The sequence below is a fragment of the Pseudomonas putida NBRC 14164 genome (assembly GCF_000412675.1).
Taxonomy (GTDB): Bacteria; Pseudomonadota; Gammaproteobacteria; order Pseudomonadales; family Pseudomonadaceae; genus Aquipseudomonas; species Aquipseudomonas putida.
Genome location: NC_021505.1, coordinates 3228998 through 3250299, shown reverse-complemented (window position 1 = coordinate 3250299; position 21302 = coordinate 3228998). Strand labels below are relative to the sequence as shown.

Sequence of the window (21302 nt, the reverse complement as noted above, 5' to 3'; positions counted from 1 at the left end):
AAAGCGTTCAGGCAGTTTGACGTTTCTTTTATGCAAAGAAGATATCAAACGCTAATTATCAATAGCCAAGTGGTAATGAAATGCCAGGTGTGTCGGCACGCTTATAGCAAACTTGCGATTGGCGTGGGTTTCTACGCAGGAAATTTGACGCCATCAAACTTGATCTAAAGTCAGCCAGAAGCCGCTTGCCAAAGCGTTTGCAGGCATCTTAAATTGTTACTGAATGTGATAGGCAAGTTTCACGGCAAACTATAAAAATCAAAGCGTTAAGTGTTTTTGCTGATTTTTTCTCTTTTTCAGATAGACCATAGAGCACTTCAAAGGACGTCGAAGAAGAAATGAAAGAGACCTTGACGGCTGTGGCGCGAAAGCTCCTGTCACCCTCCATGCGCTACGAACTAAGGCTGCTGGCCAGCAAAGTTCGGGAAATGGCGGCGCGTGCCTGTTTCTGGCGTTGGGAAGTAGCCAGGTTTCGGCTACAGCAGGAAAGCCCTTACGAAATTCTTTACATCGGCCGCAAGCAACAGCGGGAAATGGCCAAGCTGCTGATCGGTGGCAAGGGCCAGGGCAGCGCTTCTATCGTGGACAGTGCAAGTGCGACGGCGGCTGCCAGCCATGTCGTGGTCATCAGCGAAATGCCCTCGTCGGGGGCGCTGTCAGTGCCCCATTACCTGAGCGCCGTAGTGCCACTGGGCCGCTCGCTGGAGGACATCACGGCGCGCTACGACAGCGAACTGCGGCGCAGTATTCGCAAGAATCGCCCGCTGTACCAGATGCGTCAGGCCCTCTCGGACGACGAGATCGCCATGGCAGACCGTGAGCTGCTGCGCCCCTATGCCACCGCCAGGCAGGGTATCCATGCTGCGCAGTTCCCCACGGAAGAAGTGTTCCGCATTGCCAAAAGCGTCGGCAGGCTCGACCTGATCACGTTGGGTGACGAAGTGATCGGCTGCCATTTGGGTTGCGAAGTGGTACGCGGTGGCAGGCGCTACTGGAGCACGTTGCGTTTCGGCTATTGCGAGGCGGTGTTCAGTGATGCCAAGAGGTTGCGCGAGGTCAATTCGATTACCACTTTCATGGCGCTTGAATGGGCCTTGGAGCAGGGCTTCGATTATTACGACATCGGCCTGTGCCTGGCGCGCCCGGACGACGGCCTGCTGAAATGGAAGCGCCGTCGCGGGGGGGACATCGACTCTTTGGGCAACCATGCCTACCTGTTTGTTCGCCTGCCCAAGACCGGTACGGCGAAGTTCTTGTGGGATACCCCGATGTTTGCAGTGGAGGGCGACAAACTCACGCTGCACCTGGGGTTGCCGGATGGCCCGAGCGATGAGGAGGTTGCCAGCCGTTACCACGAAATGGTGTTTGGCGGCCTGCACAAGATTTATCTCTATGGTGGCAGAAGTGCGGGTGAACCGTTCGTGGAAACCCTGCGCAGCCGTTACGCCAGCCTGCAGTCGCCGCCCACCATGGAAAGAGTCACATGCAACTGAGTGGTTGCCAGGGATGCATTGATCTGGCGCTTTACGCCAGGGTTTAGACTTCGTCATCAGGGGAGGACGCTTCATGGGAAGCGACATCTCGCAGTTCAGTGCATCGCCCGAAACCAAGCAGCACACGTGGACGTTGGCCGCCTACCGCTACATGGCGCGCAAGCGGCTGGGCAAGAACACGGCCCTCGACCTCAAGAGCATCGCCACCAAGAGTTGGGACATTGCCCCGGGTGAAACCACGGTGTCGCCGCCGGCCATTTTCCTGCCTGGCCAGATGGAGCGGGTCACGGGCTGGGAGGGCAAGCGTTTTTACCCCTACGTGCACCCCGCTCGCACCATGGAGGGCGGCATCAGCACGCTACAAGGGCCAACCCGCGGCTACCTGATCAAGAATGTGTGGCTGGTCGATGGCGCGTTGTACAAGGGCAAGGCCAGCCACTGGCTGTCGCTGAAACCGAGCACCTTTCCGACCATCATCGTTGACAACGAAATAGACCGCGGGGCCATTTATTGCACGCAAAACGGCAACTCGTGGTTCGGCACCTGGCTGATGGAAGATTGCCCGACCTATGCGCTGGCCTGTAACGAGGGCATACCGGTGACCACCGCGCCATCGGCCCGGTACCCGCTGTTCACCCAGGCGCCGGCCTACGAAGACTGGCTGGGCATGAAACCGGTGCGCCTGCGCAGTGCTTTTTTCCGTGAGCTGGTGCTGTTCGATGACCAGAGCAACAATCGCAGCCGGCATGCCCGCTACCGGGCCATGGGTGACAAACTGCTGTCGCACGTGCCGCATGCCCCGCATCCTGGCGTATTCCTGCTGCGCGGGGGGGATGGTGACCTGCGCCTGTTGCGCAACGAGCTGGAGCTTGCCGAGCACCTGCGTGTGACCCGTGGTTTTCGCATCGTCAATCCGCTGAAGTCCGACGTGCCGAGTATTGTTGCGGCCTGTGCCGGGGCCAGAGTGGTCATCGGCGTGGAGGGCAGCCAGTTGGTGCACGGGGTGAATGTGCTTCAGCCTGGCGGCTGCCTGCTGACCTTGCAGCCGCCGAACCGCTTTGTCAGCTACTACAAGTACCTGACGGATCGTGACTACCAGCATTTTGGCTTTGTGGTCGGCCTACCGGAGGGTGATGGCTTCGTGATTGATATCGGTGAGGTGGAGCGGACGCTGGACCTGTTTCCACAGGTAAACGTGTAGTATCGGTGCATGTCGGCAGCGAGTGGGCAAGGGGATGATCGAGGTTTCGCGGTTCTGGCGTGACCCTGCATTACCCTTTGTCGAAGCGCGGCGGGTAGGGGACGGGCGGCAGGTGTGCTACGCCGCGCACTCGCATGAGAGCTTTTCGATCGGTGTGATCACCGGCGGGCGAAGCACCTACCTCAACGGTGACCTGCGCATCCAGGTAGGGGCCGGTACCACCGTGCTGATGAACCCGGGCGTTGTGCATACCTGTAATCCCATCGACGGTGAGCCCTGGTCTTACCTGATGCTGTTCGTCGACCTCCCCTGGTTACAGGCGCAAGGCTTTGAATTGCCGACGCACACCTGGAGTGACTCCCCTGCGTTGTACCAACGGTTATTGCAGGGGTTTGCAGACCTGTTCGATGCGGGTGTGCCTGACCGGGAAGGCCGCCTGGCCGCGCTGTTCGGCTCATTGCCGGACTTTCTCGGCGCCAATGCCCGTGTCACTGACGAAGGCCACCCACGGCTGGACGCGGCAGCAGCGTTCATACGCGCTCATCGCAGCGATCCGCTGAGCCTGGCAGATGTCTGCGCAGCGTGCGGCCTGTCGCGCGCCTACCTGATTCGTGCCTTTCGCCAACATTACGGGCTGACACCGCATGGCTATCTGCTCGACCAGCGCGTTCAGCTGGCCAGGGCGCAGTTGCGTCAGGGGCGGGCCATTGCCGAGGTCGCGCAGGAGGCCGGGTTTGCCGACCAGGCGCACTTGCAGCGGGCGTTCAAAAAGCATTTGGCTGCGACGCCGGGTCATTACCGCAATGCCACCGGGGTCAGATAACCAGGTACACAGCGCTGCCCGCCAGCAAAACCGCCAACCCTCGATTGAGCAGGCGCATGTGCCGTGGGTTGCTCAGGTACTGGCGAATCACGCTGCCTGCCCATGCCCAGCTGGCCACCGAAATGAAACAGATCGGCCCGTAGATCCAGGCGAACAACCACAGCAAGTGCTGCTCACCGCCGGTATAAGCGCCGACCCCGGCCACTGCCGCCAGCCAGGCCTTGGGGTTCAGCCATTGCATGGCCGCGCCGTGCCAGGCCGAGGGGGCGGGTGTTGAGTGCGCGCCTGTCAGCTGGCCATCGTCGCGGGCCAGTTTCCATGCCATGTACAGCAGAAACATCACCCCACCCCAGTGCAGCAGCACACTCAGCATGGGCCAGCGCAGCAGCAACTGGTGCAGGCCCAGCCCGACCAGCACCAGCAACAGACAGAAGCCCAGGGTGGCGCCGGCGACATGCGCCAGGCTGGCACGTAAGCCATGGCTGGCGCCGCTGCTCAGGGCAACGATGTTGACCGGGCCGGGGGAGATTGACGCCGCCAGTGCGAAGGCGGCCATGGACAGGGACAGGCTCATGTGAGAGATCCGGTGGTTGCAGGGAACCCTGATTTTCAGCTGTTGGTTGTCTAGAGTATTGAATAAAAGTACCCCCAATGCGGACTCACACGCGTTACAGGTTTTGTAATAGTTTTGCGCTATCAGAGAAAACTGCTGTGCCTGTAGGATTATTTTCCCAATTTTCTATCAAGGTATATATGAGCACCTTCGCGGAGCCCCCCAGTCTCTGGCCTCTCAGGCCGTCCTCCCTCTGTCCTCGTGACGCTTCCTTCGTGAGTACCCGCTAATGGAATGGCTAGCCGATCCCACGGCCTGGCTGGGCCTGTTGACGCTTATCGTCCTTGAGCTGGTGCTGGGTATCGACAACCTGGTGTTCATTGCCATCCTGGCAGACAAGCTGCCACCGCATCAGCGCGATCGCGCGCGGGTGATTGGCCTGAGCTTGGCATTGATCATGCGCCTGGGCCTGTTGGCCAGTATTTCGTGGATGGTCACCCTCACCGCACCGTTGATCGACGTGTTCGGCAAGAGCTTCTCTGGCCGTGACCTGATCATGCTGTTCGGTGGTGTGTTCTTGCTGTTCAAGGCCACCATGGAGTTGCACGAACGCCTGGAAGGCCATGTGACCCAGGCCAGTGGCACGCTGCGCCATGCCGCATTCTGGCCTATCGTCGCCCAGATCGTGGTGCTGGACGCGGTGTTCTCGCTGGATGCGGTGATCACGGCAGTGGGCATGGTCGATGAGCTGTCGGTGATGATGATCGCGGTGATCTTCTCGATCGGTATCATGATCGTTGCCAGCAAGCCGCTGACCCGCTTCGTCAACGCCCACCCCACGGTGATCATGCTGTGCCTGGGCTTCCTGATGATGATTGGCTTCAGCCTCACCGCCGAGGGCCTGGGCTTCCATATCCCGAAAGGCTACCTGTACGCAGCGATTGGCTTCTCGATCCTGATCGAGCTGTTCAACCAGCTGGCTCGTGCCCGCCGCAAGCGCAGCTTGCAGCAGCACCGGCCGCTGCGTGAGCGCACCGCACATGCCGTGCTGCGCCTGCTGGGCGGCCGCCGGGTCGAGGCTGACGAGGTGGGCGAGGAAATAGCCGACCTGGTCGAAGGTGGCGAGGAACAGGTGCTGTTCGATCGCAGGGAGCGGGTAATGATCAGTGGCGTACTGAACCTGGCCGAGCGGCCGATCCGTACGGTGATGACCGCACGTGCCGAGGTTGATGTGATCGACCTTGCGCAACCGGCCGAAGCCATTGCCCAGGCCCTTGCCAACTCGCCGTACTCGCGCCTGCCGTTGATACGTAATGGCCGTGTCGACGAACCACTGGGCTTCGTGCACAAGAAGGAGCTGCTCAAGGAGTTGTTGTCGGGCCACCAGCCGGAGCTGGAAGGCATGGTACGGGCGCCGTTGAACCTGCTGGAGAGCTTCAGCATCCTCAATGCCCTGGAGCAGATGCGTGGGCAGTCGACCCACATCGCCTTTGTGGTCAACGAGTTCGGTGACTTCACCGGCCTGCTGACCATGACCGACATCCTTGAGTCGATTGCCGGTGAACTACCGGACGCGAGCGAGGTTGAAGGCCCCGGTATCGTCCAGGAGGGTGAAGGCTTTGTGGTGAGCGGTGCACTGAACCTGAGCCAGGTACAGGCACGTACCGGCTTCAGTGCCCGTGCCACCGATGATTACCAGACCCTGGCAGGCCTGGTGATGAGCCTGCTCGACCGCCTGCCGATGGTGGGGGATCGCCTGGCCTGGAATGGCTGGACGCTGACCGTGGAGGCGGTTGAAGAGCGGCGGGTGCGCCAGGTTCGGCTCATACCGAACGGCGACGCTGACGCAGCAGGTGCTTGAAGCCTTCGAGCACCAGCACCAGTACCGCGGCCCAGATCGGCAGGTAAGTCAGCCACTGATCCGGGCCGATGGTTTCGCCCAGCAGCAGCGCCACCCCCACCAGCAGCACGGGCTCGACGTAGCTGAGCAGGCCGAACAGGCTGAATGGTAATAAGCGACTGGCCAGCACGTAGGCGATCAAGGCCGAGGCGCTGATCGCCCCAAGGACCGGGATCAGGGCATACAGGCCCGGGTGAGCCTGCAGGTCGCCGGACGAAAGCGGGCCCTGGATCACGAAGTACAGCGCCCACGGCAGCAGCAGGCACATGTCGCACCACAGGCCACCCAGGTGGTCGGTGCGGCAACGCCGGCGCAGTACGAAGTAGATCGGGTAGCCGATCGTCACCAGCAGGGTTTCCCAGGCAAAACTGCCATTCTGGTACAGCTCGTGGCCTACGCCCAGCGCGGCGCAGGCCACGGCTACCTTCTGCAGGCGCGACAGGCGCTCGCCATACACCAGCCGCCCGGTCAGTACCATGGCCAGCGGCAGCAGAAAGTAGCCCATCGACACTTCCAGGCTGCGACCGTGCAGGGGCGCCCAGAGGAACAGCCACAACTGCACGCCCATCAGCCACGACGTACCGACCATGCCCAGCAACAGTACGGGCGTGCGTTTTACCCGGGCCAGCAGCTCGCCTACCCGTTTCCAGTCCTTCGAGACAAGCATGAACAAGGTGAGGCAGGGCAGCGTCAGCAGGGTGCGCCAGCCAAAGATCTCTTCGCCATCGAGTGGCGTGAGCAGCGAGGTATAGAAGTACATCACAGCGAACAGACAGGACGCCATGACCGATGAAACAATGCCTTTTGACACAAATGCCTCGAATGGGGAGTTGAGCGGTTGGATCAGCCGCGCATGATCTCAGGGGGCGCGCCTTGCGGCAACCGTGACGCGCCCGGATGTGAGGCCAGTGCCTCAAGGAACTGCGCCGCAGGCATGGGCCTGGCGAACAGGTAGCCTTGCTGGAAGTCCACGCCATGGCGGGCCAGGTAGTCGCGCTGGGTGTCGGTTTCGACACCCTCGGCAACGATGCCAAGGCCCAACTTGGCAGATAGCTCGATGATGGTTTCGAGGATGTGCACGGACAGCGCATCGGCGCCGATCATGGCAACGAAGCTCTGGTCGATTTTCAGGTAGTCGACCTTGAACTGGCGCAGGTAATTGAGGCTGGATTGCCCGGTGCCGAAGTCGTCGAGTGCAATCATCACCCCCATGGCATGCAGTTTCTCGAACAGTTCCAGGGTGACCGGGGTGGGCTCGATAAGCTTGCGCTCGGTCAGCTCCAGGGTCAGTACCACCCGGCCAGGCGGGAAGTGCTGCAGGAAGGTGCGGCAGTCGTCCAGCAGGCGCAAGTCGCGGCAGTGGTCGGCGGTGATGTTGACCCCGATGTGAAAGCCATCCTCCAGCAGCCCAATGTAGGGCGCGAGGCTCTGGGCAGTGTGCATCATCAGCGCCCGGGTCATGGCGACGATCTGCCCGCTGTGCTCGGCATAGGGGATGAACAGGTCAGGGCGAACCAGGCCTTCTCGCGGGTGGTTCCAGCGCATCAGCACTTCAGCACCGGCCCAGCGGTAATCGCCCTTGCGCACCACCGGCTGGAAGTACGGCAAGAATTCGTCAGCCTGCAGGGCCCGATCCAGCTCGGCGCGGGGCGAGGTGGCGCGGCGAATTTGCCAGCGGCAGACCAGCGCGGCCACGGCCCCCAGTACCAGCAGCAGGCTGAGCAGGGCAGGGTAGTGGCTGCGCAGCAACTGGCCTTGCTTGTCGGCGCTGTAGCCGCCCTGCACGCTAAACGGGTAACGCGTCGAGCCCAGCAACACATTGGCACTGGCTGCGGCAGGTGGTGCGCCTATGTGTACAACGCCGTCCTTGCCCATCCAGGCGTTGCCCACGCGTATTTGCAGCTCTTCATCCGGGCCGATCAGGCGCAATGCGGTCAACAAATGGTCGCCATCCACCGTGGTGATCGCGCCGTTGTCGCCGTCGCTGGCGCGGTACACCAACAGCGGATGCCCCGGGGTGACCGAGTTGCCGTCCATCAGCCACAGCTTGCCGTCGGTGTAGTCGCTGGCGTTGACCGGCTCGTCGAACTCGCCGAACAGCGAGGTGCAATAAAGGGTGTTGTGCCTGAACAGGTTGGTCGAGCGCACGAAGGCATTGCGGGTGACCTGGGCACGCAGCGTAAGCTGGACCTGGTCGCAAGGGCTGGCAGTCAGGGGGAGTAGCGCATTGGCAGCACGGGACAGGTTGTCGAGGATGCGTTCGACGTGCTCCACCGCCTGGCGGGCGGTGGCCTGGCTGCTGGCCTGCATCTCGCGCTCTACCTGCCAGTTCATCACGGCAAGGCCGCACAATACTGGCAGCACGCCGACGACCCAGGGCAGCAGGTTGCGCCAGCTCAGGCTGGCGCGGCGTTTGACGGTAAGAGGCATGCGGGAATGATCTGTGTGAAGGGTAACGAGAGGATAGCCGCTTGTCGGGACGTGCGGCCAACTAAAACGCGACAAACGTTTTTACGCAATGTAGAATCCATTTACGAATACAACAATAAGGTCCTTTAATACCGAAGGATCAAGCCCGCCGAGAATGGGTCCATATGACATACCATGGGTTCAAGCTGATCATAGGTGACTTCCTCGCCCGCAGCGTGCGAGGCATCCCCTGCGCCCCGCCGTTTCTGTCCCACATCCTACGCAATCAATAATATTTCGCTGCAGATGAGGACACGAACATGGCTGATATCTTCGAAAATCCAATGGGCCTGATGGGCTTCGAATTCATCGAACTGGCTTCGCCGACCCCGGGCGTACTTGAGCCGGTCTTCCAGATTCTGGGCTTCACCAAGGTGGCCAGCCACCGTTCCAAGGATGTGCACCTGTACCGCCAGGGTGGCATCAACCTGATCCTGAACAACGAACCCAAGAGCATCGCCTCGTACTTCGCGGCCGAACACGGCCCGTCGGTGTGCGGCATGGCGTTCCGTGTGCGCAATGCCCATGAGGCCTATGCCCGTGCCCTGGAACTGGGCGCCCAGCCGGTTGAAATCGAAACCGGGCCGATGGAGCTGCGTCTGCCGGCAATTAAAGGCATCGGTGGTGCGCCGCTGTACCTGATCGACCGTTTCGACGAAGGCAGCTCGATCTACGACATCGACTTCAACTTCATCGAAGGTGTGGACCGCAACCCGGTGGGTGCCGGCCTGAAAATCATCGACCACCTCACCCACAACGTTTATCGCGGGCGCATGGCCTACTGGGCTGGCTTCTACGAGAAGCTGTTCAACTTCCGCGAAATCCGCTACTTCGATATCAAGGGTGAGTACACCGGCCTGACGTCCAAGGCCATGACTGCTCCCGATGGCCTGATCCGCATTCCGCTCAACGAAGAGTCGTCCAAGGGTGCAGGCCAGATCGAAGAGTTCCTGATGCAGTTCAACGGCGAAGGTATCCAGCACGTGGCCTTCCTGACCGACGACCTGCTCAAGACCTGGGATGCCCTGAAGGGCTTTGGCATGCGCTTCATGACTGCGCCGCCGCAAACCTACTACGAAATGCTCGAGGAGCGGCTGCCTGGTCACGGCGAGCCGGTCGATCAGTTGCAAGCACGCGGCATCCTCCTCGATGGTGCCTCGCAGCCCGAAGACAAACGCCTGTTGTTGCAGATTTTCTCGGAAACCCTGCTCGGCCCGGTGTTCTTCGAGTTCATCCAGCGCAAAGGTGACGATGGCTTTGGTGAAGGCAATTTCAAGGCGTTGTTCGAATCCATCGAACGTGACCAGGTACGCCGCGGTGTGCTGAGCACCGACTGATGCCCTCTGGGTAGCGCCGCCTTCATGTAGCATTGGCGGCTCTATCTCGGCTGCTGGCGCGTGCCCTGAACAGCCCCAGATAGACGATCAGGCCGGTCACGGTCCCCACCAGCACCAACGAGGGCAGGATCTGCAGCATGGACTGGCGGATTTCCTGGGCGGTGTAACCCTGTGCGTAGCCGCCTTTTACCCTGTACCCATATTTGGCCGACAACGCGGTGGCGAAAAACTCGGACTGCGAAGGGCGCTGTGAGTCACGGCTATCGCCTTCGCTCCAGATCCAGCGGTTGCCAAACTCCACCAGCAGCGTCAGTCCGTCCTGAAAGGCATCCAGTTCATTGCGCAGCTGTGAGGCATAAGCGGTCACGATTACGCCGCTTTCGTTGCCTTGCAGGTAAAAGTTGACCAGCAGTTTGCGGCGCCTGTCAGGTTGGCCATAGGACAGTTCGACCTGTTGGCCAGATGAGGCGAAGGCAGATAAGTGGTCAAGTGAGTCTGAAGCGCTGCTGCAGTAGGCTTCATTGCCCTTTACCAGGGTCAACGACCTGAGCATGGAACGGCTCACGACCTGCTCCTGTAAAGCACTGTTAACGCTTTGGCAGGGCTTGCCTGCCAGCGGCAGGGTGCGCTGGGCAGCCTCTTGCAGTCGATTCAGTGCCTGGTCAATGCTGAAAACCGCTTCCTGAACGGAAATGGCCGCGTTTTCCTCAAGCTTCATTTCCAGCTGCACAATCATCACCAGCAAACCGGAAATCACAGGCACCAAGCCTACAGTGGTGAGCAGCAGGAGCTCCCGCAGGCGGCGCCCGGCGTGCATGATTTTCAACATGGTGCATTAGTTCTCCGGGCAGAAGCTGTTCGTGGTGTACAGCTGAGCCCAGAGCCTATGCATTCGATGACCTGCCGGCTGTAGTCCGCGTGCAGTCTGCGCCACAGGAAAAACAGAAGGCTGATGTAAGGGTTTACTTGGCGTGGAGTTTCTCCAGTACTTTCTCTGCGAGCAGCGCAGTGGAATCTGGGTTCTGACCGGTGATCAGCAGACCATCCTCGACGACGTATGGCTTCCACGGGTCATCATGTTTGCTGTACTCGCCGCCTCGGCCACCTAGCTCTTTTTCCGTCGAGAAAGGCACCACCTTGTCCAGCTCGACCAGTTGTTCCTCAATATCGGAAAAGCCGGTCACTTTGCGACCTTTCAGCAGAAGGCTGTTGTCGCTGAGCTTGATGTTAAGCAGGCCGGCCACGCCATGGCAGACCGCGGCAACAATGCCGCCTTTTTCGTAGACCTTGCGCGCCAGCTCCTGCAGCGGCTTGTTCTCGGCAAAGTCGTACATCACCCCATGCCCACCGGTGTAATAGATGACGCTGTATTCCTCGGCTTTTACCTGGCCAGGGCTCAAGCTGGTGCCCAGGCGGGTCATGAAGCGCTTGTCGTCATACCATTGCCAGTCCAGGTCGGGGGCCATCTGCAGGCTGTGTGGGTCGACAGGGACATAGCCCCCCTCTGGGCTGACATAATCGACCATGTAGCCGGCCTTTTCGACTTTCTCGACAAAGTGCACCGCTTCACCCAGCCACAGCCCCGTCGCACGTTTCAAGGTCGGATACTTGGCTGTGTTGGTCAGCACTACCAGCATTTTCTTGCTCATGACCACGCTCCTGTCGGCAACCTGGATGGGCCGTTGCTCCCTGGCCCGGAGAAAACCTAATCAGCATAGCTGCCGGGCGCACGTACGCCATAGTTCGCAGCTTATGCTGTGCTAATTTGAACGAAACCCTCGGGGGAAGCCTTCGGCACTCGGGGTGAATCCTTGCATTGCTGGAGTAACGCTATTGGCCGTACACGGTACGCCGCGCAAACCTGCGCGGCAGCTCACCTTGACAACGCCCGTATCGCCATCGCTCGACCTGATGAGCGATAGAATTGCGCAATTTGACTGGGGGCGTACAACCCTTGGGCCGTTGCCGCGATGGCCGGCATCGTTGCGCATTGCCGTCGACATGATGCATTTGTCACCGTTTCCCTGCGCAGTGGTTTGGGGGACGGACCTCTGCGTGGTTCACAACGATGGCTATCGGGCGCTGCGGACCGCCCGACCGGATGCACTGGGCAACGGGTTCGATGCGCTGTGGAGTGATCTCTGGCCGGCAATGGGCCCCTGGGTGTTCAAGGCGCTTGAAGGGCGTTCGAACTTTGTCGAGGACCCGCCCCAGCGTATCGTCTGCGGCGAAGGCAGCGAGCCGCTGTGGTGCGCGTTCGGTTATGCACCACTGCACGATGAACTTGGCAACGTGGCGGGTTTTCTGCACACGGTGATCGAGACCACGGCTAGCGTTGAGGCGCATCATCATTGGCGTGAGCAGGCGCAAGGCTTTGAACGGCAGATAGAGCGGCATGTGGCCGAGCGCGAGCAGATCTGGCAGTTGTCGCGTGATGCAATGATGACGATAACCCCTGAGCTTAGGGTGCATGCCGCCAACCCGGCCTGGTACCGCATTCTGGGCTGGACCCAAGAGCAGGTTCATGATCTGCCGTTACTGGAGCTGGTGCATCCGGCGGATCGCACCGAGGTCCAGGTGGCGGTCTCCGGGCTCCTGCAGTACCACGATGCCGAGCAGGTGCAGACTCGCTTGCGCCACCGCGATGGCCATTATCACTGGTTTAGCTGGAGTGCCCGGTTCGACGGCAGCCTGCTGACGGCAGTCGGTCGGGATATCACCGAAGACCGCGAAGAGGCCGCGCGTCAGTCTGAAGCGCTGATGCGCAACAGTGAACGCATGGAGGTTGTGGGGCAGTTGGCCGGGGGCATGGGCCACGAAATGAACAACCTGCTGTCTGGTATCGGTGGTAGCCTCGAACTGTTGCAGCGGCGCTTGCAGGAGGGGCGCATGGAGCGGATTGAAACCTATGTGGAGGTCGCTCGCGACTCCGTGCTGCGCGCCATGGAGCTGACTCATCGCCTGCTGGCATTCTCTCGGCATCACCCACTTGCACCCAAGAGCCTGGACTTCAATCGGCAGTTACGGCAAAGCGAGCCGTTGCTGCTCAAGGCGCTGGGCGCAGAGATGCGCTTGCACTGGCAACTGGATGTCGCGCCGTGGGCGGTACGTCTGGACATTCCCCAACTTGAAAATGCCTTGGTTAACTTATGCGCAAATGCCCGGGAGGCTTGCCTGGAGCGTGGCAATGTCACTGTTCGCAGCGTCAACGAGCGGTTGACGGCCAGTTTTCCCGATGAGGGTGGCCTGCCGCCAGGCGACTATGTGGCCTTGCATGTCGAGGATGACGGCCATGGCATGTCGGCAGAGGAAATTTCCAGGGCCTTTGAGCCATTTTTCACCACCAAGGCCATCGGACGTGGTTCCGGGCTAGGGCTATCGATGGTGTATGGCTTTGTCGGCCAATCGGGGGGGTATGCGTGGATCGAATCGGCCCCGACCCAAGGCACCAAGGTTTCCATGCTGTTCCCAAGATGCCATGAGCCAGTACCCGAAGAGCCCAAACCCCGGCTGCGCTCCCAACGTATGGCCCAGGGCGAGCGTTTACTGCTGGTGGATGACGAGCTCAACTTGCGTACCGTGATGCGCGAGTACCTGACCGAACGCGGTTTTGTGGTCACTGATGCGAGTGATGCCAATACTGCGCTGGAGCGCTTTCGCCTGGATGATCCCTTTGACCTGGTGATTACCGACATCGGTTTACCGGGCGGCTTCAGTGGCCGGCAAGTGGCCAAGGCCATGCGCATGCAGGTGCCTGCTCAGAAAATCCTGTTCATCACCGGCTATGCTGACCATTCTGTTGAAGCGCAGTTGATCGATCAACCGGGAACGGCATTGATGAACAAGCCGTTTTTGCTGGCGGACCTTGCCGATCAGGCGCTAACCATGCTCGACCAACAATAGGTTTCAGGACTCGGCAAGAATCCGCGTCACCTGCGCCTTTATTTCTTTCAGTTCAAACGGTTTGCAGATCAGGTGCATGCCCGCGTCAAGAAACCCTTCGCGGGCCATGGCCGTTTCCGCGTAGCCGGTGATGAACAGCACCGGCAAATGCGGATGCAGGCTGCGGGCAATTTCGGCCAGTTGCCGGCCATTCATGCCGGGCAAGCCGATATCGCTGACCAGTAGATCAACGGGTTGTGCCGAGCGCAGGACTTTAAGGCCTTGGGTGGCGTCGGACGCGCTGTGGCAGGGGAAGCCGCTCTCGCGCAGCGCCTGACACAACAATTGACGTACATGGGGGTCGTCCTCGACGACCAGCACATGACGGCCTCGGGGAACTTGCACAGGTATCGGCTTGCTCGGTTCCCGGGCCTGGCCGATATGGCGCGGCAGGTACAGGTCTACCTGGGTGCCTTGGCCGATCTGGCTGTGCAGCGTGACATGCCCGCGGGACTGCTTGCTGAAGCCGTACACCATCGACAGGCCCAGGCCAATGCCCTGGCCGATCGCCTTGGTGCTGAAAAACGGCTCGAAAGCGTGCTCCATCGTACTTTGCGCCATGCCCTGGCCGTCATCTTTGATGCTCAGGCGCAGATAGTCACCGGCGCACAGGGTTGCGCCGGTGAATTGTGTGCTCTCGATGTGCTGGTTGCTCGCCTCAATTCGTAACTGGCCGCCATTGGGCATGGCTTCGCTGGCATTGAGCAGCAGGTTGTCCAGGGCTTCCTGCAACTGCTTGTTATCAGCTTCTACGGGCCACAGCCCTTTGGCGATGTGCACGTGCAGGGTTACGGCAGGGTTCAGGCAGGCCTTCAGTCGTTCCACCTCAAGCAGGCTGTGCAGGTCGACGCGCTGGCTGTGCAGCGATTGGCGGGAGGAAAACGCCAGCAAGCGGTGGGTGAGGCGGGCAGCGCGTGCAACTGCCTCACGGCCCATGCGCAGCACGCTGTCCAGGCCATCGCAGCGGCCTTGATGCAGTCGCCGTTCAATCAGCTCGAAGCTGCCGCCAATACTGGTGAGCAGGTTGTTGAAGTCATGAGCAACCCCTCCGGCCAATTGGCCAATGGCTTCCATCTTGCGTGCCTGGTAGTGGGCGAACTCGTTGCGTTCCTGCTCCTGGTCTGACGATGCGACCGGGGTGTTCAGACGCTGCTGCAGGTCCTGCAACTGGTCGCGTGTCAGGTATTGCCGGCGCCGGTTGCGCAGGGCGGATCGGGTCATGTGCAGCAGTTGGGCATTGTCGAACGGGGCGACCATCAGCAGAAGATTGCCTACCGGGTGGTTACTCGCGCCCGTGGCCGACCAGGCACCCTGGATCAGCAGCACGATGGGCAGGTCCGACCAGCTTTGTTGCTGGTCGAGGAATGCTTGCAGCAACGCGCTTGGGCCCTGGCTGAACACTTGCTCGGCAATGATTGCCAGGCCTGCGCCTTCAGCCAGGCAGCTGTGCAGGTTGGCCAGGTCGACAGTGCACAGGCTATCGATGCCGGCGGAGGCGAGCAGGCGCGAGGTATCCGCCGCTAATGGCGGAGGTGCCAGAATCAAGGCACGTTCATCCAGCGCCAGTGAATGGGCCAAAACGACTCTCCTGTAGGGTGGCCTGATACCCACTGGACCCTGGGCACACACTCAGGGTTCAACAATATTCAGGTGTTGCCTACAGGCCCTGTTGTAATACGGGGTCGTCCGGGTTCTGACGCTCCAGCTCGGCCAGCAGCACTTGTACGTTCTGCAGTTGCCCGGTCTCTTTCGAGTACTGGATCAGCAGCACCCGCGCCCGGCGGTTGGCCGGTTGCCGGCTGAGCACGGTTTCCAGCTGCTTTTGCGCGGCGTCGAGTTGTTCCAGCTCGTGCAGCGTGACTGCCAGCGTATAACGGTAGTCGGCGTTGTCCGGGTCCAGTTCGACGGCGCGGGACAAAGCCAGCAAGGCGTACTCGCGCTGCTCGTGGCGGTTCAGCCAGAGCCCCAGCTCGTACTGCAGGAAGGCTGAGTCGGGGCTTAGCGCCAAGGCTTTGCCCAAGACCTGGCGCGAGGCATCGTGGTGGCCCTGACGCTCCAGCAGGCGCACCTGGGTGGCCAGGGCGTCGAGGTTGCCGGGTGCAACCTCTAGCGCCCGCTGCAAGGCCGTGGCTGCCTGGGTGTGGTCGTTTTCGTGCAGGTACAGGCGCGCCAGGTGTACCTGGGCGTCGGCATCCTCGGGTTGTTGCTCGAGCGCCTGCTGGTATTGTTCCAGGGCTGCCTGCAACGGGCCGAAATACAGGCCGATGGCATCGGGATCGAGGCCCAGTAGGGCATCCACGGCAGCAAAGCGCACGCTTTGTTCGTCGTCGTCCAGCAATGGGCCGAGCACCAGGCTGCGCTGCGCCGCCGGCAGCAGGCGGCGGATACCGGCAATGGCCGCACGGCGCACCAGCGGGTCGGCATGCTCCAGGTCCTGGCGGGCGAGTTTCAATGCCTGGGGGGAGGGGTAGTTGGGTAACTCGGCATACAGTGCAGCGCGGCGGACAGGGGACAGGTCGTCGCGTTGCAATTGCTGGTACAGCACGCGCGCAGCGCCGGGTTGGCCGTCATGGGCCTGGCGCAGCGCCTTGGCATAGCTGTGTGCGGGCAAGGTCGGCGGGGCTGGCTGCTCATCGCGCCACAGGTAACCGAACAGGGCCGATACCAGGATCAACAGCAGTAGGGCGATCAGGTAGCGGTTGCGTCTGTGCATCGGACGGTCCGTGGCGGCGGGAAGGGCAGAGCTTGGGCCAGCCGGGGGGTAAATGCAACCGAGTGCAGGCGCCAAGGCGGTCGCGCGCGTATCTCGCAGGTTCGATTGGCCCGAAACAAGCGTAGGAGCGAGCGCAGCTCGCGATGCGCCGCGCGGGCGGCGCTCGTTCTCGCAAGCGCTGAAGATTAAACGACATAAAAAAGCCCCGCGGACCAAGGCCAGCGGGGCAAACGGTTGGGGGAGGAGCCAACCAAAGGAGTCGTTGAAACGGGTGTGTCAGCGTGTGCTGGCTACGGTCTCCGGTTGCCAGCCGCCGCCCAGGGCCTTGTAGATGGAAACGATACCGCGGTACAGATCGACCTCACCCTGGGCCTGCGCATCCTCGGCGCTCAGCCGCTCGCGCTCGGCGTCGAGCAGTACCAGGTAGTCCACCGTACCTTCGCGATATCGAATCGAGGCCAGCTCCGCTGCCTTGCGGCTGGCGTCGCTCTGGCGCATCAGCGACAGCAGCCGCTGCTGGGTCTTGTCGTAATCGCTGAAGGCATTGGCCGATTCTTCCAGGGCCAGCAATACCTGCTGCTCGTAGTTGGCCAGCGCCCCTTCGGCATCGGCCTTGGCGCCACGCAGGCGGGCCCGCACGCTGCCCAGGTCGAAGGCTGCCCAGGTAATGCTTGGGCCCAGCGCCCAGGCATTGGCTGCCGAGGAGCCGATCTGCGAGCCGCGTGCGGCAGTAAAGCCAAGGAAGCCGCTGAGGCTGACACGGGGGAACAGGTCTGCCGTGGCCACGCCGACGTTGGCGGTGGCGGCAGCCAGCTGGCGCTCGGCACTGCGGATGTCCGGGCGACGGCGCAGCAGTTCACCCGGGTCACCCACCGGCAACGCCTTGGCGATGGCCGGCAGGTCCTTGGGTGACAGGTCTACGCTGAGCGCGTCCGGGCGCTGGCCGAGCAGGGTGGCGATGCGGTGCCGCGCCCGTGCCTGTTCGGCCTGCAGTTGCGGCACGGTGGCTTCGACCCCGGCCAGGCGTGCATCGGCACGTACCACGTCGAGGTCGTTGCCCACGCCGGCATCGCGCAGGGTTTCGGTAATGGTCCGCGATTCCTGCTGGGTCTTGAGGTTGGCCAAGGCGATCTTCTCGCGCAATTGCGCACCGCGCAGTTGCCCATAGGCATCGACCAGTTCGGCGATCAGGCTGACCTGCAACTGTTGAAGGTCGGCGGCGGCTACCGCTTCCTGGGCTTCGCTGGCCTCGATCTGGCGCTGGATGCGCCCGAACAGGTCAAGCTCCCAGGCCATATCCAGGCCCAGGTCATAGCGCTCGCTGTTCACCCGCTGCGTGGTCTGGCCGGGGATCTGGCCCTTGCCGATGTCGCTGCTGGCGCGGCTGGTGACCACCGGGAACTGGTCGTTCTCGGCGTCTTCGCGGATCGAACGGGCGGATTTCAGGCGGGCGAAGGCCACGCGCAAGTCACGGTTGCCGTCCAGCGAAGCCTGCACCAGCTGGTTCAGCACCGGGTCGTCGAACTGCTTCCACCACAGGCTTTCGAAGCGGCTACGGTCGTAGGCCTTGGCCTGCACATCGCTGCTCATTTGTGCAGGTTCGGTTGCCGGGGCCTGGTAGTCCGGGCCTACCGCACAGGCTGCCAGGGCCAGTGCCAGCAGGCTTGGGGTCAGGGGTTTGAGCAGGTTCATGCATGGTTCTCCAGCACTTGAACGCGCTCGGCCTTGCGGGCCTGGCGACGCTCGACGAAACGGCGAATCAGGAAGAAGAACACCGGGGTCAGGAACAGGCCGAAGACGGTCACGCCGATCATCCCCGAGAACACCGCCACACCCATGGCATGGCGCATTTCCGAACCTGCACCCGAGCTGAACACCAGCGGAACCACACCCATGATGAAGGCAATCGAAGTCATCAGGATCGGCCGCAGGCGCAGGCGGCAGGCTTCCAGCACCGCAGCCAGCGGATCCAGGCCCTTGGCCTGTTCATCCTTGGCGAACTCGACGATCAGGATCGCGTTCTTGCACGCCAGGCCCACCAGTACGATCAGGCCGATCTGGGTGAAGATGTTGTTGTCGCCACCCGACACGATCACACCGGTGATGGCCGACAGCAGGGTCATCGGTACAATCAGGATCACCGCCAGCGGCAGGCTCCAGCTTTCGTACTGGGCAGCCAGCACCAGGAACGCCAGCAGTACGCACAGCGGGAAGACCAGCAGTGCGGTATTGCCCGAGAGGATCTGCTGGTAGGTCAGGTCGGTCCACTCGAAGGTCATGCCGTTGGGCAGTTCCTCTTTAAGCAGCTTCTCGATGGCAGCTTCGGCCTGGCCAGAGCTGTAGCCCGGGGCTGCGGCACCGTTGATTTCTGCGGTGATGAAACCGTTGTAGTGCATGACGCGGTCCGGCCCGGAGGTGTCGCTGACCTTGAGGAAGGTCGCCAGCGGGATCATCTCGCCGAGGTTGTTGCGCACCTTCAACTGGCCGATCTGTTCGGCATCGAGGCGGAACTGCTGCTCAGCCTGGACGTTGACCTGGTAGGTGCGGCCAAAGCGGTTGAAGTCGTTGGTGTACAGCGAGCCCAGGTAAACCTGCAGGGTGTCGAAGATGTCGGTGATCGCCACGCCGTGGGTCTTGGCCTTTTCCCGGTCGATGGCGGCATCGACCTGCGGCACGTTGACCTGGTAGCTGGTGAACAGGCCTGCCAGCTCCGGCACGTTGTGGCTCTTGGTGATGATGTTCTGGGTTTCCTTGTACAGCGCTTCGTAACCCAGGTTGCCACGGTCTTCGATTTGCAGGCGGAAACCGCCGATCGTGCCCAGGCCCTGTACAGGCGGCGGCGGGAAGATGGCGATGTAGGCGTCCTGGATATCGGCGAACTGGGCATTCAGTGCAGCCGCGATGGCCGCCGCCGACTGGCTCGGGTCCTTGCGCTCATCGAACGGCTTGAGCGGAGTGAACACGATGCCGCTGTTCGGGCTATTGGTGAAACCGTTGATCGACAGGCCAGGGAAGGCCACCGAATCGGCCACGCCAGGCTGCTTCAGGGCGATTTCGCTCATGCGCTTGATCACCGCTTCGGTGCGGTCGAGGCTGGCGGCGTCCGGCAGCTGGGCGAAGGCCACCAGGTACTGCTTGTCCTGGGCCGGCACGAAACCGGTCGGCGTGGACGAGAAGCCGAGGTAGGTCAGGCCCATCAGGCCGGCATAGACGAACAGGGCGATGCCGCTGGAGCGGATGACCCGGCGCACGCCACCCACGTAGCGGTGGCTGGCGCGGTCGAAGAAACGGTTGAACGGCGAGAACAGCCAGCTGCCCAGCAGTTTGTCGAGGAACCGCGAGAAACGGTCCTTGGGCGCATGGTGGTCCTTCAGCAGCACGGCAGCCAAGGCCGGCGACAGGGTCAGCGAGTTGAACGCCGAGATCACGGTGGAAATGGCGATGGTCAGGGCGAACTGCTTGTAGAACTGCCCGGTAAGGCCGGAAATGAACGCAGCCGGTACGAACACGGCGCACAGCACCAGGGCGGTGGCAATGATCGGCCCGGTCACTTCGCTCATCGCCTTTTGCGTGGCTTCCAGCGGTTTCAGGCCCAGCCCGATGTTACGTTCGACGTTCTCCACCACGACGATGGCGTCGTCCACCACGATGCCGATGGCCAGCACCAAGCCGAATAGCGACAAGGCGTTAAGCGAGAAACCGAACAGGTGCATCACTGCAAATGTACCGATCAACGATACCGGCACGGCCAGCAGCGGGATGATCGAGGCACGCCAGGTCTGCAGGAACAGGATGACCACCAGCACGACCAGCACCAGGGCTTCGAACAGGGTGTGCACCACTGCTTCGATGGAGCCGCGCACGAAGATGGTCGGGTCATAGACGATGCTGTAGTCCATCCCTTCAGGGAAGTCCTTCTTCAGCTCGGCCATTTTCGCCCGCACTTCGTCGGAGATCTCGATGGCGTTGGAGCCTGGGCGCTGGAAGATCGGGATGGCCACCGCCGGCTGGTTGTTCAGCAGCGAGCGCAAGGCGTACTGGCTGGAGCCGAGTTCGACCCGGGCGATGTCCTTCAGGCGGGTGATTTCGCCATCGGCACCGGCACGGATGATGATGTTTTCGAACTCTTCCTCGTTGACCAGACGGCCCTGGGTGTTGATCGACAGCTGGAAGCTGGTGGAGCCCGGGGCGGGCGGGGCGCCCAGCTGGCCGGCAGCCACCTGGCGGTTCTGCTCGCGGATTGCCGCTACCACATCACTGGCGGTGAGGTTGCGCGAAGCGGTCTTGTTCGGATCGAGCCACACGCGCAGCGAGTAGTCGCCCATGCCGAACAGTTGCACGTCGCCTACGCCGCCCAGACGCGCCAGCTCGTCCTTGATGTTGAGGATGGCGTAGTTGGACAGGTAGAGCATGTCGTAGCGGTTGTCCGGCGACGTCAGGTGCACGACCATGGTCAGGTCGGGCGAGGCCTTGTCGACGGTGATACCGATACGCGTCACTTCCTCGGGCAGCTTGGGCTGGGTACGGGTGACGCGGTTCTGCACCTGCACCTGGGCGTTGTCCAGGTCGGTGCCCAGGGCGAACGTGATGGTCAGCGTCAGCTTGCCGTCAGCGGTGGACTGGGAAGACATGTACAGCATGTTTTCCACACCGGTAATTGCCTGCTCCAGCGGCGCGGCGACGGTTTCGCCGATGACCTTGGGGTTGGCGCCGGGGAAGTTGGCACGTACCACCACGGTGGGCGGCACCACTTCGGGATATTCGCTGATCGGCAGCTGGAACAGCGAGATCGACCCCGCAATCAGCAGCACCAGCGACAGCACCGCGGCGAAAATCGGCCGGGTAATGAAGAATTTCGAGAAGTTCATCGG

Annotated in this window: 15 protein-coding genes; 6 read left to right on the top strand and 9 right to left on the bottom strand. The window is 61.7% G+C overall.

The window, feature by feature from the left end:
* Positions 1–338 precede the first annotated feature (338 nt).
* The 3 genes from PP4_RS14395 (at position 339) to PP4_RS14385 (ending at position 3517) form a co-directional block, all read left to right on the top strand.
* On the top strand, positions 339–1493 hold the full coding sequence (locus PP4_RS14395; RefSeq protein WP_016499922.1) for a GNAT family protein: 1155 nt from the start codon (positions 339–341) through the stop codon (positions 1491–1493).
* A 73-nt stretch (positions 1494–1566) separates the two neighbouring features.
* Entirely contained in the window at positions 1567–2694 is a 1128-nt protein-coding gene (locus tag PP4_RS14390) for a glycosyltransferase 61 family protein (protein ID WP_016499921.1), read from the top strand.
* A 34-nt stretch (positions 2695–2728) separates the two neighbouring features.
* The gene (locus PP4_RS14385; protein ID WP_041168046.1) at positions 2729–3517 is read left to right on the top strand and encodes a helix-turn-helix transcriptional regulator; all 789 of its coding nucleotides are present in this window, start codon (positions 2729–2731) and stop codon (positions 3515–3517) included.
* On the opposite strand, the gene PP4_RS14380 is transcribed toward PP4_RS14385, so the two are convergent.
* Positions 3510–4091 carry a LysE family translocator gene (locus PP4_RS14380; RefSeq protein ID WP_016499919.1) on the bottom strand — a complete coding sequence of 194 codons (582 nt, stop codon included), beginning with the start codon at positions 4089–4091 and terminating at the stop codon, positions 3510–3512. The genes PP4_RS14385 and PP4_RS14380 overlap by 8 nt on opposite strands.
* A 268-nt stretch (positions 4092–4359) precedes the next feature.
* On the opposite strand from PP4_RS14380, the gene PP4_RS14375 reads away from it, so the two are divergent.
* On the top strand, positions 4360–5931 hold the full coding sequence (locus PP4_RS14375; RefSeq protein WP_016499918.1) for a TerC family protein: 1572 nt from the start codon (positions 4360–4362) through the stop codon (positions 5929–5931).
* On the opposite strand, the gene rarD is transcribed toward PP4_RS14375, so the two are convergent.
* Together rarD and PP4_RS14365 are read right to left on the bottom strand one after the other, a co-directional pair.
* Positions 5894–6781: an EamA family transporter RarD gene (gene rarD, locus PP4_RS14370; RefSeq protein WP_024717647.1), complete on the bottom strand. Its 888-nt coding sequence runs from the start codon at positions 6779–6781 to the stop codon at positions 5894–5896. The genes PP4_RS14375 and rarD overlap by 38 nt on opposite strands.
* 32 nt (positions 6782–6813) lie before the next feature.
* A complete protein-coding gene (locus PP4_RS14365; RefSeq protein WP_016499916.1) occupies positions 6814–8400 on the bottom strand; it encodes an EAL domain-containing protein in 1587 nt (528 codons plus the stop codon).
* 299 nt (positions 8401–8699) lie between these two features.
* Between PP4_RS14365 and hppD the strand changes: the two genes are divergently transcribed.
* Entirely contained in the window at positions 8700–9776 is a 1077-nt protein-coding gene (hppD, locus tag PP4_RS14360) for a 4-hydroxyphenylpyruvate dioxygenase (protein ID WP_016499915.1), read from the top strand.
* Positions 9777–9798: 22 nt separating this feature from the next.
* Here hppD and PP4_RS14355 read toward each other — a convergent pair whose 3' ends face one another.
* Together PP4_RS14355 and PP4_RS14350 are read right to left on the bottom strand one after the other, a co-directional pair.
* Positions 9799–10605 (bottom strand): CSS-motif domain-containing protein, encoded by an 807-nt coding sequence (locus PP4_RS14355; protein WP_016499914.1) that lies wholly within the window; start codon positions 10603–10605, stop codon positions 9799–9801.
* Between the two features lie 133 nt (positions 10606–10738).
* Positions 10739–11425, bottom strand: coding sequence for a type 1 glutamine amidotransferase domain-containing protein (locus PP4_RS14350; protein WP_016499913.1), 687 nt, complete (start codon positions 11423–11425; stop codon positions 10739–10741).
* A gap of 406 nt (positions 11426–11831) precedes the next feature.
* On the opposite strand from PP4_RS14350, the gene PP4_RS14345 reads away from it, so the two are divergent.
* Positions 11832–13679: a hybrid sensor histidine kinase/response regulator gene (locus PP4_RS14345; RefSeq protein ID WP_016499912.1), complete on the top strand. Its 1848-nt coding sequence runs from the start codon at positions 11832–11834 to the stop codon at positions 13677–13679.
* A gap of 3 nt (positions 13680–13682) precedes the next feature.
* Here the strand turns inward: PP4_RS14345 and PP4_RS14340 are convergent, their stop codons facing one another.
* The 4 genes from PP4_RS14340 to PP4_RS14325 form a co-directional block, all read right to left on the bottom strand.
* A complete protein-coding gene (locus PP4_RS14340; protein ID WP_016499911.1) occupies positions 13683–15296 on the bottom strand; it encodes a response regulator in 1614 nt (537 codons plus the stop codon).
* Between the two features lie 79 nt (positions 15297–15375).
* Entirely contained in the window at positions 15376–16431 is a 1056-nt protein-coding gene (locus PP4_RS14335; RefSeq protein WP_016499910.1) for a tetratricopeptide repeat protein, read from the bottom strand.
* A 276-nt stretch (positions 16432–16707) separates the two neighbouring features.
* Positions 16708–18123 carry an efflux transporter outer membrane subunit gene (locus tag PP4_RS14330; RefSeq protein ID WP_016499909.1) on the bottom strand — a complete coding sequence of 472 codons (1416 nt, stop codon included), beginning with the start codon at positions 18121–18123 and terminating at the stop codon, positions 16708–16710.
* Positions 18120–21299, bottom strand: coding sequence for an efflux RND transporter permease subunit (locus PP4_RS14325; protein WP_016499908.1), 3180 nt, complete (start codon positions 21297–21299; stop codon positions 18120–18122). The genes PP4_RS14330 and PP4_RS14325 overlap by 4 nt, the downstream gene beginning before the upstream one ends.
* Between the last annotated feature and the right edge of the window lie 3 nt (positions 21300–21302).